At 69.6% G+C, this 13215-nt stretch carries 12 protein-coding genes; all 12 read left to right on the forward strand.

Annotation, left to right across the window (positions count from 1 at the left end; translation table 11 throughout):
- Positions 1-204 precede the first annotated feature (204 nt).
- On the forward strand, positions 205-1725 hold the full coding sequence (locus tag MQE23_RS32615; protein WP_020274465.1) for a UDP-N-acetylmuramoyl-L-alanyl-D-glutamate--2,6-diaminopimelate ligase: 1521 nt from the start codon (positions 205-207) through the stop codon (positions 1723-1725).
- 28 nt (positions 1726-1753) lie between these two features.
- Positions 1754-3169, forward strand: a complete 1416-nt coding sequence (gene murF / locus MQE23_RS32620) for a UDP-N-acetylmuramoyl-tripeptide--D-alanyl-D-alanine ligase (protein WP_243380980.1) — start codon at positions 1754-1756, stop codon at positions 3167-3169.
- Complete coding sequence (mraY, locus tag MQE23_RS32625; RefSeq protein WP_037670865.1) at positions 3169-4260, forward strand: phospho-N-acetylmuramoyl-pentapeptide-transferase; 1092 nt, start codon at positions 3169-3171, stop codon at positions 4258-4260. Before murF ends, mraY begins: the two co-directional genes overlap by 1 nt.
- Complete coding sequence (gene murD / locus MQE23_RS32630) at positions 4242-5684, forward strand: UDP-N-acetylmuramoyl-L-alanine--D-glutamate ligase (RefSeq protein ID WP_243380981.1); 1443 nt, start codon at positions 4242-4244, stop codon at positions 5682-5684. Before mraY ends, murD begins: the two co-directional genes overlap by 19 nt.
- A 135-nt stretch (positions 5685-5819) precedes the next feature.
- Positions 5820-7184, forward strand: a complete 1365-nt coding sequence (gene ftsW / locus MQE23_RS32635; RefSeq protein WP_243380982.1) for a putative lipid II flippase FtsW — start codon at positions 5820-5822, stop codon at positions 7182-7184.
- Positions 7185-7190: 6 nt separating this feature from the next.
- A complete protein-coding gene (gene murG, locus MQE23_RS32640) occupies positions 7191-8288 on the forward strand; it encodes an undecaprenyldiphospho-muramoylpentapeptide beta-N-acetylglucosaminyltransferase (protein ID WP_020277549.1) in 1098 nt (365 codons plus the stop codon).
- 26 nt (positions 8289-8314) lie between these two features.
- Entirely contained in the window at positions 8315-9109 is a 795-nt protein-coding gene (locus tag MQE23_RS32645) for an FtsQ-type POTRA domain-containing protein (RefSeq protein WP_243380983.1), read from the forward strand.
- 288 nt (positions 9110-9397) lie between these two features.
- Positions 9398-10591: a cell division protein FtsZ gene (gene ftsZ, locus MQE23_RS32650; RefSeq protein WP_020277551.1), complete on the forward strand. Its 1194-nt coding sequence runs from the start codon at positions 9398-9400 to the stop codon at positions 10589-10591.
- A gap of 10 nt (positions 10592-10601) precedes the next feature.
- On the forward strand, positions 10602-11333 hold the full coding sequence (gene pgeF, locus MQE23_RS32655; protein ID WP_082320115.1) for a peptidoglycan editing factor PgeF: 732 nt from the start codon (positions 10602-10604) through the stop codon (positions 11331-11333).
- A 5-nt stretch (positions 11334-11338) separates the two neighbouring features.
- On the forward strand, positions 11339-12058 hold the full coding sequence (locus tag MQE23_RS32660; RefSeq protein WP_020277553.1) for a YggS family pyridoxal phosphate-dependent enzyme: 720 nt from the start codon (positions 11339-11341) through the stop codon (positions 12056-12058).
- Positions 12059-12187: 129 nt separating this feature from the next.
- Positions 12188-12829, forward strand: a complete 642-nt coding sequence (sepF, locus tag MQE23_RS32665; RefSeq protein ID WP_020277554.1) for a cell division protein SepF — start codon at positions 12188-12190, stop codon at positions 12827-12829.
- A gap of 59 nt (positions 12830-12888) precedes the next feature.
- Positions 12889-13173 (forward strand): YggT family protein, encoded by a 285-nt coding sequence (locus MQE23_RS32670; protein WP_037674328.1) that lies wholly within the window; start codon positions 12889-12891, stop codon positions 13171-13173.
- Positions 13174-13215 lie beyond the last annotated feature (42 nt).

A 13215-nucleotide genomic window follows, 5' to 3' on the forward strand; every position in this document is an offset into this window, starting at 1 on the left:
CCGACCCGACCCCGAACCGCCGAGCCCCTGATCAGCACCGAGCACCACCGAGCCACCAGGACCGCCCCCGTGACAACGATCACCCCCGATCCCGGGAACCAGAGCGCCCCCCGCCCCTCACTTCGCCCGGAGGCGGGTACGCCCGGTACGCTCACCGCCGTGCCACACGCTGATCAGTCCCAAACCACCCAGAAGGGCCATCCCGTGACATACCCCGGGCCGCCCAGGCCGGCGCAGGTCTCCGCCACACCCCTCGCGGAACTCGCCGGTCAACTGGGTGCCCCCGCGCCGGAGGGCGCCGCCGACGTCACGGGCATCACCCACGACTCACGCGCGGTGCGCCCCGGCGACCTGTACGCCGCCCTCCCGGGCGCCCGTCTGCACGGTGCCGACTTCGTCGAGCAGGCCGCGAGCCTCGGCGCGGCCGCCGTGCTGACCGACCCCACCGGCGCCGAGCGTGCCGCCGCCTCCGGGCTGCCGGTCCTGGTCGTCGACGATCCCCGCGGGCGGATGGGCGAGCTGGCCGCCACGATCTACGGGCACCCCGGCCGGGACCTGCTCCAGATCGGCATCACCGGCACGTCCGGCAAGACCACCACCGCCTACCTCGTCGAGGGCGGCCTGAAGACCGTCAGGTCCACCGGCCTGATCGGCACGGTCGAGATGCGCATCGGCGACGAGCGCATCAAGTCCGAGCGCACCACCCCCGAAGCCACCGACCTCCAGGCCCTGTTCGCCGTCATGCGCGAACGCGGTGTCGAGGCGGTCGCCATGGAGGTCTCCAGCCACGCCCTGGTCCTCGGCCGCGTCGACGGCTGCGTCTTCGACATCGGCGTCTTCACCAACCTCAGCCCGGAACACATGGAGTTCCACTCCGACATGGAGGACTACTTCCGGGCCAAGGCGCAGCTGTTCACGCCGGAACGCGGCAAACTCGGCGTGGTCAACGTCGACGACGAGTACGGCCGCAGGCTGGCGAACGAGGCCACTGTCCCGGTCGTCACCTACTCCGCCGAGGGCCACCCCGACGCCGACTGGCGCGCCGAGGACGTCGAGGTCGGCCGGTTGGACTCGACGTTCACCGTCGTCGGGCCCAAGGGCGAGCGGATCAGCGCCAAGTCGCCGCTGCCGGGCCCCTTCAACGTGGCCAACACCCTCGCCGCGATCGTCGCCCTCGCCGTCGCCGGCCTCGACCCACAGGCCGCCGCCGACGGCATCGCCGCCGTACCCGGCGTGCCGGGCCGCCTGGAGCGCGTGGACGCCGGACAGCCGTACCTCGCGGTCGTCGACTACGCCCACAAGACCGACGCCGTCGAGTCCGTCCTGCGCGCCCTGCGCAAGGTCACCGAGGGCCGGCTGCACATCGTCCTCGGCTGTGGCGGCGACCGCGACACCACCAAGCGCGCCCCCATGGGCGCCGCCGCGGCCCGGCTCGCCGACACCGCCGTACTGACCTCCGACAACCCCCGCTCCGAGGACCCCCTCGCGATCCTCGCCACGATGCTCCAGGGCGCGGCCTCCGTGCCCGCGCACGAGCGCGGCGAGGTGCAGGTCTTCGAGGACCGGGCCGCCGCGATCGCCGCCGCAGTCGCCCGCGCCGAGCCGGGCGACACCGTGCTCGTCGCGGGCAAGGGCCACGAGCAGGGCCAGGACATCGCCGGGGTGGTCCGTCCCTTCGACGACCGCCAGGTGCTTCGCGAAGCCATTCAGAAGACCCAGGGATGAATTCCCGCATGATCCAGGGGATGAACTTGTGATCGCCCTCTCCCTCGCCGAGATCGCAGAAGTCGTCGGCGGGCAGACGTACGACATACCGGATCCGACCGTCCAGGTCACCGGCCCGGTCGTCCGGGACTCCCGCGAGGCGGGGCCGGGCAGCCTGTTCGTGGCCTTCGCCGGGGAACGCGCGGACGGCCACGACTTCGCGGCGGCGGTCGTCGAGGCGGGAGCGGTGGCCGTGCTCGGCACCCGGCCCGTCGGCGTGCCCGCGATCGTCGTGGACGACGTCCAGACCGCCCTCGGCGCCCTCGCGCGGCACGTCGTACGACGTCTCGGTGCCACGCTCGTCGCCCTCACCGGCTCGGCCGGCAAGACCAGCACCAAGGACCTCATCGCGCAGGTGCTCCAGCGTAAGGCGCCGACGGTGTTCACGCCCGGCTCGCTCAACAACGAGATCGGGCTGCCGCTGACCGCGCTCAGCGCCACCGAGGAGACCCGGTTCCTCGTCCTGGAGATGGGCGCCCGCGGCATCGGGCACATCGCCTACCTCACGGGTCTGACGCCCCCGAAGATCGGCCTCGTCCTGAACGTCGGCAGCGCCCACATCGGCGAGTTCGGCGGCCGGGAGCAGATCGCACAGGCCAAGGGCGAACTCGTCGAGTCCCTGCCGTCCGAGGCCGACGGCGGCACGGCCGTCCTCAACGCGGACGACCCCTACGTACGGGCCATGGCCACCCGTACGAAGGCGAAGGTGATCTTTTTCGGAGAGTCCGGCGAAGCGGACGTTCGCGGCGAGAACGTGCGACTCACGGACACCGGACAGCCCGCCTTCAGGCTTCACACACCCTCCGGTGCAAGTGATGTGACCATGCGCCTGTACGGTGAGCACCACGTGTCGAACGCGCTCGCCGCGGCCGCCGTCGCCCACGAGTTGGGCATGTCCGCAGACGAGATCGCCGTCGCGCTCTCCGAGGCGGGCTCCCTCTCCCGCTGGCGGATGGAGGTCACCGAGCGCCCGGACGGCGTGACGGTCGTCAACGACGCCTACAACGCGAACCCCGAGTCCATGAAGGCCGCGCTGCGTGCGCTCGTGGCCATCGGCAAGGGGCGTCGTACGTGGGCGGTGCTCGGCCAGATGGCCGAGCTCGGGGACGAGGCTCTCGCCGAGCACGACGCGGTCGGACGGCTCGCCGTCCGGCTCAACGTCAGCAAGCTCGTCGCGGTCGGTGGCAGGGAAGCCGCCTGGCTGCAACTGGGCGCATATAACGAGGGTTCGTGGGGTGAGGAGTCGGTGCACGTGTCCGACGCACAGGCGGCGGTCGACCTGTTGCGCAGCGAGTTGCGCCCGGGGGACGTCGTGCTCGTGAAGGCGTCCCGTTCGGTCGGCCTCGAGCGCGTTGCCCAGGCGCTGCTCGAGTCCGGTGCCGAGGGTGAGGTTTCCGCCCGATGATGAAGCAGATCCTGTTCGCAGGAGTCATTGGCCTCTTCCTGACGCTGGTCGGCACCCCGCTGCTGATCAAGCTCCTCGCGCGCAAGGGCTACGGCCAGTACATCCGCGACGACGGCCCGCGCGAGCACGCCAGCAAGCGCGGGACGCCGACCATGGGCGGTATCGCCTTCATCCTGGCGACGGTCGCCGCGTACTTCCTGGCCAAGGTGATCACGGGCTATCTCGACCCGGACGTCGACGCGGCGCCGACCTTCTCGGGTCTTCTGGTGCTCGGCCTGATGGTCGGCATGGGTTTGGTGGGCTTCCTCGACGACTACATCAAGATCGTCAAGCGGCGTTCGCTGGGTCTGCGGGCCAAGGCGAAGATGGCCGGCCAGCTGATCGTCGGCATCGGCTTCGCGGTGCTCTCGCTCCAGTTCGCGGACAACCGCGGCAACACCCCGGCCTCCACGAAGCTGTCGTTCATCACGGACTTCGGCTGGACGATCGGACCCGTGCTGTTCGTGGTCTGGGCGCTGTTCATGATCCTCGCGATGTCGAACGGCGTGAACCTGACCGACGGTCTGGACGGTCTGGCCACCGGCGCCTCCGTGCTCGTCTTCGGCGCCTACACCTTCATCGGCGTCTGGCAGTTCCAGGAGTCCTGCGCCAACGCGCAGACGCTCACCAACCCGGGCGCGTGCTACGAGGTGCGCGATCCCCTCGACCTGGCGGTGGTCGCCTCCGCGCTGATGGGCGCCTGCCTGGGCTTCCTGTGGTGGAACACCTCGCCGGCCAAGATCTTCATGGGTGACACCGGATCGCTCGCGCTCGGCGGTGTGCTCGCCGGCCTCGCGATCTGCTCGCGCACCGAGCTGCTGATGGCCATCCTCGGCGGCCTCTTCGTCCTGATCACCATGTCCGTGGTGATCCAGGTCGGCTCCTTCCGCCTCACCGGGAAGCGTGTCTTCCGGATGGCGCCACTCCAGCACCACTTCGAACTCAAGGGCTGGTCCGAAGTGCTCGTCGTGGTCCGCTTCTGGATCATTCAGGGCATTTGTGTGATCGTCGGACTAGGCCTCTTCTACGCAGGATGGGCAGCGGACAAGTGACCTCCTCGGTGTCTTCGGAGCTCAAGGGCAAGCACGTCACCGTCGCCGGGCTCGGCGTCTCCGGCGTCCCGGCGGCCAAGGTGCTGCACGGCCTCGGCGCGATCGTCACGGCCGTCAACGACGGCGCCGACGAGCGCGCGCGGGCGCAGGCCGCCGAGCTGGAGGCGCTCGGCATCACCGTGCGCCTCGGTGACGGCGACACCCTGCCCGAGGGCACCGAGCTGATCGTCACCGCGCCCGGCTGGAAGCCGGACAAGCCGCTGTTCGCGGCGGCGGAGCGGGCGGGCGTCCCCGTCTGGGGCGACGTCGAGCTGGCCTGGCGCCTGCGCGGCCCCGACGCCGCCCCCTGGCTGGCCGTCACGGGCACCAACGGCAAGACCACCACCGTCCAGATGCTCGCCTCGATCCTGAAGGCCGCGGGCCTGCGCACGGCCGCCGTCGGCAACATCGGTGTCTCCCTCCTGGACGCGGTGCTCGGCGAGGAGCAGTACGACGTGCTGGCCGTGGAGCTGTCCAGCTACCAGCTCCACTGGGCGCCCTCGCTGCGCGCCCACTCGGCCGCCGTGCTCAACCTCGCCCCCGACCACCTCGACTGGCACGGCTCCATGGAGGCGTACGCCGCCGACAAGGGCCGTATCTACGAGGGCAATCGTGTCGCCTGCGTCTACAACGCCGCCGACAAGGCCACCGAGGACCTGGTCCGCGAGGCCGACGTCGAGGAGGGCTGCCGCGCCGTCGGGTTCACCCTCGGCACGCCCGCGCCCTCCCAACTCGGCGTCGTGGAGGGCATCCTGGTCGACCGTGCCTTCGTCGAGAACCGGCAGAAGAACGCCCAGGAGCTGGCCGAGGTCGCCGACGTCAATCCGCCCGCCCCGCACAACATCGCCAACGCCCTCGCGGCGGCGGCCCTCGCGCGGGCCTACGGCGTGCCCGCCAAGGCCGTACGGGACGGGCTGCGGGCCTTCACCCCGGACGCCCACCGCATCGCGCACGTGGCCGACGTGGACGGGGTCGCGTACGTCGACGACTCCAAGGCCACCAACACCCATGCCGCGGAAGCCTCGTTGGCGGCCTACGAGCCGATCGTGTGGATCGCGGGCGGGCTCGCGAAGGGCGCCACCTTCGACGAACTGGTCACCAAGTCGGCGCCCCGGCTGCGCGCTGCCGTGCTGATCGGCGCGGACCGCGCGCTGATCCGCGAAGCCCTGGCGCGACACGCCCCCGAAGTACCCGTCGTCGACCTCGACCGGACCGACACTGGGGCGATGCGCGCGGCGGTTCAGGAGGCGCGACGGCTCGCTCAGGCCGGTGACACGGTGTTGCTGGCTCCGGCCTGCGCCTCCATGGACATGTTCGCCAACTACAACAAGCGCGGGGACGCTTTCGCGGACGCCGTTCGCGAGCTCGGCTCCGTCGACGGCTGACCCGGGTCCGCCTCGCCCGGCGGCGGTGCCGGGCGTATCTGGGAGGGACGCGTGACACGGATGTGGCTGGTGCCCGAGCGGCCGGGGAGCGTGCGCGGCACGACCTTCCCCTCCGGCAAGGCGGGGTGAGCGGCGATGCCCACCAGCCGCACCGGACGGCCCCCGGCCCCCCGCGCTCCCCGGCGCCCCGCCGCTCCCCGGCTCGCCCGCGAGAACCCCGTCCTGGCCTTCTACAGCCGTGCGCGCAGGGGCTGGGACCGGCCGCTGACCGCCTACTACCTCATCTTCGGCGGCAGTCTGCTGATCACCGTGCTGGGCCTGGTGATGGTCTACTCGGCCTCCCAGATCACCGCGCTCCAGATGTCGCTGCCCGGCTCGTACTTCTTCCGCAAGCAGATGCTGGCCGCCGTGATCGGCGCCGGGCTGCTCCTCGCCGCCTCACGGATGCCGGTGAAGCTGCACCGGGCCCTGGCCTACCCGATCCTCGCCGGCGCCGTCTTCCTCATGGCCCTCGTGCAGATCCCCGGGATAGGAGTGTCGGTCAACGGCAACCAGAACTGGATCGCGCTCGGCGGCTCCTTCCAGATCCAGCCCAGTGAGTTCGGCAAGCTCGCGCTCGTGCTGTGGGGCGCCGACCTGCTCGCCCGCAAGCAGGACAAGAAGCTGCTGACCCAGTGGAAGCACATGCTGGTTCCGCTCGTGCCGGCCGCCTTCATGCTGCTCGGGCTGATCATGATCGGCGGCGACATGGGCACCGCGATCATCCTCACGGCCATCCTGTTCGGCCTGCTCTGGCTGGCCGGCGCACCCACGCGGCTGTTCGCCGGAGTGCTGTCGATCGCCGCCGTACTCGGCCTGATCCTCATCAAGACCAGCGCGAACCGCATGGCGCGCCTGCAGTGCCTCGGCGCCACCGAACCCCAGTCGGGACCGGTCGACTGCTGGCAGGCCGTGCACGGCATCTATGCCCTCGCCTCCGGCGGAATCTTCGGTTCCGGGCTGGGTGCGAGTGTGGAGAAATGGGGGCAACTCCCCGAAGCCCACACCGACTTCATCTTCGCCGTCACCGGTGAGGAACTGGGCCTGGCGGGGACGCTGTCGGTACTCGCCCTCTTCGCGGCTCTAGGCTATGCGGGTATCCGCGTGGCCGGACGCACGGAGGACCCCTTCGTGAGGTATGCCGCGGGAGGCGTGACCACCTGGATCACGGCCCAGGCCGTGATCAACATCGGTGCGGTGCTCGGTCTGCTGCCGATCGCCGGCGTCCCCCTCCCGCTGTTCTCCTACGGGGGATCCGCCCTGCTGCCGACCATGTTCGCCATCGGGCTGCTGATCGCCTTCGCGCGCGACGAGCCCGCTGCGCGGGCGGCGCTTGCGATGCGGCAACCCCGCTTTGGTAGAAAGCGGGGGGCTGGGGGAACCGGTTCCGGCCGGAGTCCCCGGAGATGGAACACGATGCGACGGCGCGCCTCGGTGGCGCGCTCGTCCGGAGAGCGGTGAATTTCGGTGCATGTCGTACTCGCCGGCGGAGGAACCGCGGGCCACATCGAGCCCGCGCTCGCCCTCGCGGACGCCCTGCGCAGGCAGGACCCGAGCGTGGGCATCACGGCCCTGGGCACGGAGCGCGGCCTCGAGACCCGTCTCGTACCCGAGCGCGGGTACGAACTCGCGCTGATCCCCGCCGTCCCGCTGCCACGCAAGCCCACCCCCGAGCTGATCACCGTCCCGGGCCGGCTGCGCGGCACGATCAAGGCGACCGAGCAGATCCTGGAGCGCACCAAGGCGGACGCAGTGGTCGGCTTCGGAGGCTACGTCGCCCTGCCCGGCTATCTCGCGGCCAAGCGCCTCGGTGTGCCGATCGTCATCCACGAGGCCAACGCCCGCCCGGGCCTGGCCAACAAGATCGGCTCGCGCTACGCCAGCCAGGTCGCCGTCTCCACCCCGGACAGCAAGCTGCGCAACTCCCGCTACATCGGCATCCCGCTGCGCCGCTCCATCGCCACCCTGGACCGGGCCGCCGTGCGCCCCGAGGCCCGCGCCGCGTTCGGGCTCGACCCCAACCTGCCCACGCTCCTGGTCTCCGGCGGCTCCCAGGGCGCCCGCCGGCTCAACGAGGTCGTGCAGACGGTCGCGCCCTGGCTCCAGCAGGCCGGAATCCAGATCCTGCACGCGGTCGGCCCGAAGAACGAACTGCCGCAGGTCCAGCAGATGCCGGGAATGCCCCCCTACATCCCGGTAAGTTACCTGGACCGGATGGACCTCGCGTACGCCGCGGCCGACATGATGCTCTGCCGCGCGGGCGCGATGACCGTCGCCGAGCTCTCCGCCGTCGGGCTCCCCGCCGCCTACGTCCCGCTGCCGATCGGCAACGGCGAACAGCGGCTCAACGCCCAGCCGGTGGTCAAGGCCGGTGGCGGCCTGCTGGTCGACGACGCGGAGCTGACCCCCGAGTGGGTCCAGCAGAACGTCCTGCCCGTGCTCGCCGATCCGCACCGGCTGTACCAGATGTCCCGCGCCGCCGCCGAGTTCGGCCGCCGGGACGCCGACGACCTGCTCGTCGGCATGGTGTACGAGGCGATCGCCGCCAGTCGTGCACACCGCTAGGACCGTATGACGGAAGGCAGGGGAGCGTGGCCGGATCGACCACCGCCGAGCGCGGTGAACGCCAGCAGGAGTCGTCCGGCCCGCCGCCCGTCAGGCGTCTGAGGCGACGTCACCTTCGTGTGATCGTCATCCTGGGGCTGGTCCTGGTGTTCCTCGGCATCCCGACGGTTTGGCTGTTCTACGGCTCCGACTGGCTGCGCGCCGAGCAGGTCTCCGTGTCGGGGACACGGGTCCTGACGCCGGATCAGGTCGAGGCGGCCGCCGACGTCCCCCTCGGGAAGCCGCTCATTTCCGTCGACACCGATGCGATCGAGACGCGACTGCGGCAAAAATTGCCCCGAATTGACTCGGTTGACGTGGTCCGCTCCTGGCCCCATGGAATCGACCTGAAAGTGGTCGAGCGGACTCCGGTTCTGATTGTCCAAAAAGCCGGAAAGTTCATCGAAGTGGACGATGAAGGTGTCCGTTTCGCCACGGTTTCCCAGGCGCCGAAAGGCGTGCCCGCACTGGAATTGACGCTCTCCCGGTCCAGCTCCGCCGCCGCGAGCCTGCGCCGCTTCGGCGAGACCCGGCTGGTGCGCGAGGCGGTGCGCGTCGCCCGTGCCGTTCCGGCCGCCGTCGCACGCGACACACGGACCGTCAAGGTCCGTTCCTACGACGACATCTCGCTGGAGTTGAGGGACGGCCGTACGGTCGCCTGGGGGAGCAGCGAGAAGGGCGCCGCGAAGGCCCGTACGCTCACCGCCCTGATGAAAGCCTCGCCCGGCGCGCGGTACTTCGACGTGAGTGTTCCCACCGCGCCCGCGTCATCAGGGAGTTGACGCACATCCGCGCAGGCCAGCACCCTGGTTGGGCAGTGCTACGGCTGATCACATAGGGTGAAAAGAAAAACGGGAGGTTCGGCGTGTTCGTTGAAGGAGCGCCACTTGTCGACTTAGTGTCCTGTTCAGAAGACTCCAAGGAACAGACACACTGGTAACCCTAAACTTCAGGGTTAGGGTTCGGGTCGGCGATACGGACCGTCCCATTCGGCATCAGTCGTCGGGTCGCGGGGCGCAGCGCGCCACGGTGATTCGGCGACACGTAACTCGAGGCGAGAGGCCTTCGACGTGGCAGCACCGCAGAACTACCTCGCAGTCATCAAAGTCATCGGTGTCGGCGGCGGTGGTGTCAATGCCATCAACCGGATGATCGAGGTCGGTCTCAAGGGCGTCGAGTTCATCGCCATCAACACCGACGCGCAAGCTCTGTTGATGAGCGACGCCGACGTCAAGCTGGACGTCGGCCGTGAACTCACCCGCGGACTCGGCGCCGGAGCCAACCCGGCCGTGGGCCGCAAGGCCGCCGAGGACCACCGCGAGGAGATCGAGGAGGTCCTCAAGGGGGCCGACATGGTCTTCGTGACAGCCGGTGAAGGCGGCGGCACCGGCACCGGCGGCGCGCCCGTCGTGGCCAACATCGCCCGCTCGCTCGGTGCCCTCACCATCGGTGTGGTCACGCGCCCGTTCACCTTCGAGGGACGGCGCCGCGCGAACCAGGCCGAGGACGGCATCGCGGAGCTCCGCGAAGAGGTCGACACCCTCATCGTCATCCCGAACGACCGGCTGCTGTCCATCTCGGACCGCCAGGTCTCGGTGCTGGACGCCTTCAAGTCGGCCGACCAGGTCCTGCTCTCCGGTGTCCAGGGCATCACCGACCTCATCACCACCCCGGGCCTCATCAACCTCGACTTCGCCGACGTCAAGTCGGTCATGTCCGAGGCCGGCTCGGCCCTGATGGGCATCGGCTCCGCTCGCGGCGACGACCGCGCGGTGGCCGCCGCCGAGATGGCGATCTCCTCGCCGCTGCTGGAGGCGTCCATCGACGGCGCCCGCGGTGTGCTGCTCTCCATCTCCGGCGGTTCGGACCTCGGTCTGTTCGAGATCAACGAGGCCGCCCAGCTGGTGAGCGAGGCCGCCCACCCCGAGGCCAACATCATCTTCGGTGCGGTGATCGACGACGCCCTCGGCGACGAGGTCCGGGTCACCGTGATCGCGGCCGGCTTCGACGGCGGCCAGCCCCCGGCCCGCCGGGAGAACGTGATCGGCTCGACCTCGGCCAAGCGCGAGGAGCCGGCCCCGGCACGGCAGACCGAGAGCCGCCCGTCCTTCGGTTCGCTCGGCAGCGTGACCCCGAAGGAGGACCCGGAGCCCGCTCCGGAGCCGGTCAACGACATCCCGGTCGCGCCGCCGGTCCCCCCGGCGCCGCGGACCTACTCGGACAGCGCGGCCGAGGAACTGGACGTACCGGACTTCCTCAAGTGATCCTTCTGACGTGATAGGACAGCGCGAAAGCGTGAGCGGCGCCCACTTCGCCTTCACCGACCGGTGGGGCGGGGTGAGCGCCGCTCCGTATGAGGAGCTCAATCTCGGCGGAGCGGTCGGTGACGACCCCGACGCCGTACGCACCAACCGCGAACTGGCGGCGAAGTCCCTGGGCGTCGATCCGGACCGGGTGGTCTGGATGAACCAGGTGCACGGGGCCGATGTGGTGGTGGTGGACGGGCCGTGGGGATCTTCGTCCGAGATCCCGTCGGTCGACGCGATCGTCACGACGCGGCCGGGGCTCGCCCTCGCCGTGCTCACCGCCGACTGCGTGCCGGTCCTGCTCGCCGACCCCGTCGCCGGGATCGCCGCCGCGGCCCACGCGGGCCGGCCCGGCATGATCGCCGGAGTCGTCCCGGCCGCGCTACGCGCGATGACGGACCTGGGGGCCGAGCCCTCCCGGATCGTCGCCCGCACCGGACCCACCGTCTGCGGCCGGTGTTACGAAGTGCCCGACGCGATGCGCGCCGAGGTGTCCGCCGTCGAGCCGGCGGCGTACGCCGAGACGAGTTGGGGCACACCGGCGGTCGACGTGAGCGCCGGAGTGCACGCACAACTGGACCGGCTCGGAGTACGTGACCGGGCGCAATCGCCGGTGTGCACGCTGGAGTCGGACGATCACTTCTCGTACCGCCGCGACCGTACGACCGGTCGGCTCGCGGGTTATGTGTGGCTGGACTGATAGGCATGACGGACCGTAAGGACGAACTCGCCGCGAATCTGGCGAAAGTGGAGCGGCGTATCGCCGACGCGTGCGAGGCCGCGGGGCGCGGGCGTGACGAGGTGACCCTGATCGTGGTCACCAAGACCTACCCCGCGACCGATGTGCGGATCCTCGCGGAACTAGGCGTGCGCCACGTCGCCGAGAACCGTGACCAGGACGCGGCGCCGAAGGCCGCCGCCTGTATGGATCTGCCCCTTTCTTGGCATTTTGTCGGTCAACTCCAGACCAACAAGGTGCGATCCGTGGTCGGTTACGCGGACTTCGTGCAGTCCGTCGATCGTTCCAAGCTCGTCACAGCTCTGTCGAAGGAGGCCGTCCGCGCCGGACGAGAGCTCGGGTGTCTCATTCAGGTCGCACTCGACGCCGGCGAGAGCGAGCGGGGTGAGCGCGGAGGCGTCGCGCCCGCCGGGATCGAGGAGTTGGCCGACCTCGTCGCGCAGGCTCCGGGGCTGCGGCTCGGCGGACTGATGACCGTCGCACCGCTCACCGGGGAGTACGCGGGGCGCGAACAGGCGGCGTTCGGGCGGTTGATGGATTTGTCGACTGACCTGCGCCGGAGCCATCCGGCTGCCACCATGGTCTCGGCAGGGATGAGTGCGGACCTCGAACAGGCCGTGGCGGCCGGAGCGACACATGTGCGCGTCGGCAGCGCGGTACTCGGAGTCCGCCCCAGGCTCGGGTAACGTCGCCAGGAAGTCGGACCACAGCAGAAAATATGGTCATTGCCGCCGATAGGCGGATTCAAGGACCACGTGGATCGCGGGCACTTGGCAGTCGTCAGCCGATCCACCACAGAGCGGAGGACTCAGAGCATGGCCGGCGCGATGCGCAAGATGGCGGTCTACCTCGGCCTCGTGGAGGACGATGGGTACGACGGCCGCGGATTCGACCCCGACGACGACTTCGAACCCGAACTGGACCCGGAGCCCGAGCGGGACCACCGACGGCACGAGCCGTCCCACCAGCCGCACGTCTCACATCAGCCCCAAAGGGACGAAGAGGTACGAGTCGTACAGCCGTCCGCACCTCGTGAACCGGCCGCCCGTTCCGCTTCGCTACCCGCGGAATCCGGCCGCCCGGCGCGCATCGCGCCCGTGGCATCCATCACACAAGAACGCGCAAGTCTGGAGAAGAACGCACCGGTGATCATGCCCAAGGTCGTGTCCGAACGAGAGCCTTACCGGATCACCACGCTCCACCCACGGACCTACAACGAGGCCCGTACCATCGGGGAACACTTCCGTGAAGGCACTCCGGTGATCATGAATCTGACTGAGATGGACGACACAGACGCGAAGCGACTTGTCGACTTTGCGGCCGGTTTGGTGTTTGGTCTTCACGGCAGTATCGAGCGGGTGACGCAGAAGGTGTTCCTGTTGTCGCCTGCTAACGTCGATGTCACGGCGGAGGACAAGGCCCGCATCGCAGAGGGCGGGTTCTTCAACCAGAGCTGAGACGTAACACCGGAAGCAGCAGCAACAGCAGGGCACAGGGGAGAGGGAAGCAACAGGTCATGAGCGTGGTTTTGGATGTCGCCTACATCGCGCTGATGTGCTTCCTCATCGTGCTCATCTTCCGGTTGGTCATGGACTACGTCTTCCAGTTCGCCCGCTCATGGCAACCAGGCAAGGCGATGGTGGTCGTTCTGGAGGCCACCTACACTGTCACGGATCCACCGCTCAAGCTTCTGCGGCGGTTCATTCCGCCGCTGCGTCTCGGGGGCGTGGCGCTCGACCTGTCCTTCTTCGTGCTGATGATCATCGTCTACATCCTGATCTCGATCGTGAGCCGGCTGTGAGCGATGTGAACTACGGTCTTGCCGAATGCCGACGACTACGTT

It is taken from the genome of Streptomyces sp. HP-A2021, from assembly GCF_022807935.1.
Lineage (GTDB): Bacteria > Actinomycetota > Actinomycetes > Streptomycetales > Streptomycetaceae > Streptomyces > Streptomyces afghaniensis.

Coding starts and splice junctions, on each gene's coding strand:
- mraY (WP_037670865.1), top strand. CDS start 3,169: ATGAAGCAGATCCTGTTCGCAGGAGTCATTGGCCTCTTCCTGACGCTG.
- murD (WP_243380981.1), top strand. CDS start 4,242: ATGGGCAGCGGACAAGTGACCTCCTCGGTGTCTTCGGAGCTCAAGGGC.
- ftsW (WP_243380982.1), top strand. CDS start 5,820: ATGCCCACCAGCCGCACCGGACGGCCCCCGGCCCCCCGCGCTCCCCGG.
- MQE23_RS32660 (WP_020277553.1), top strand. CDS start 11,339: ATGACGGACCGTAAGGACGAACTCGCCGCGAATCTGGCGAAAGTGGAG.
- sepF (WP_020277554.1), top strand. CDS start 12,188: ATGGCCGGCGCGATGCGCAAGATGGCGGTCTACCTCGGCCTCGTGGAG.
- MQE23_RS32670 (WP_037674328.1), top strand. CDS start 12,889: ATGAGCGTGGTTTTGGATGTCGCCTACATCGCGCTGATGTGCTTCCTC.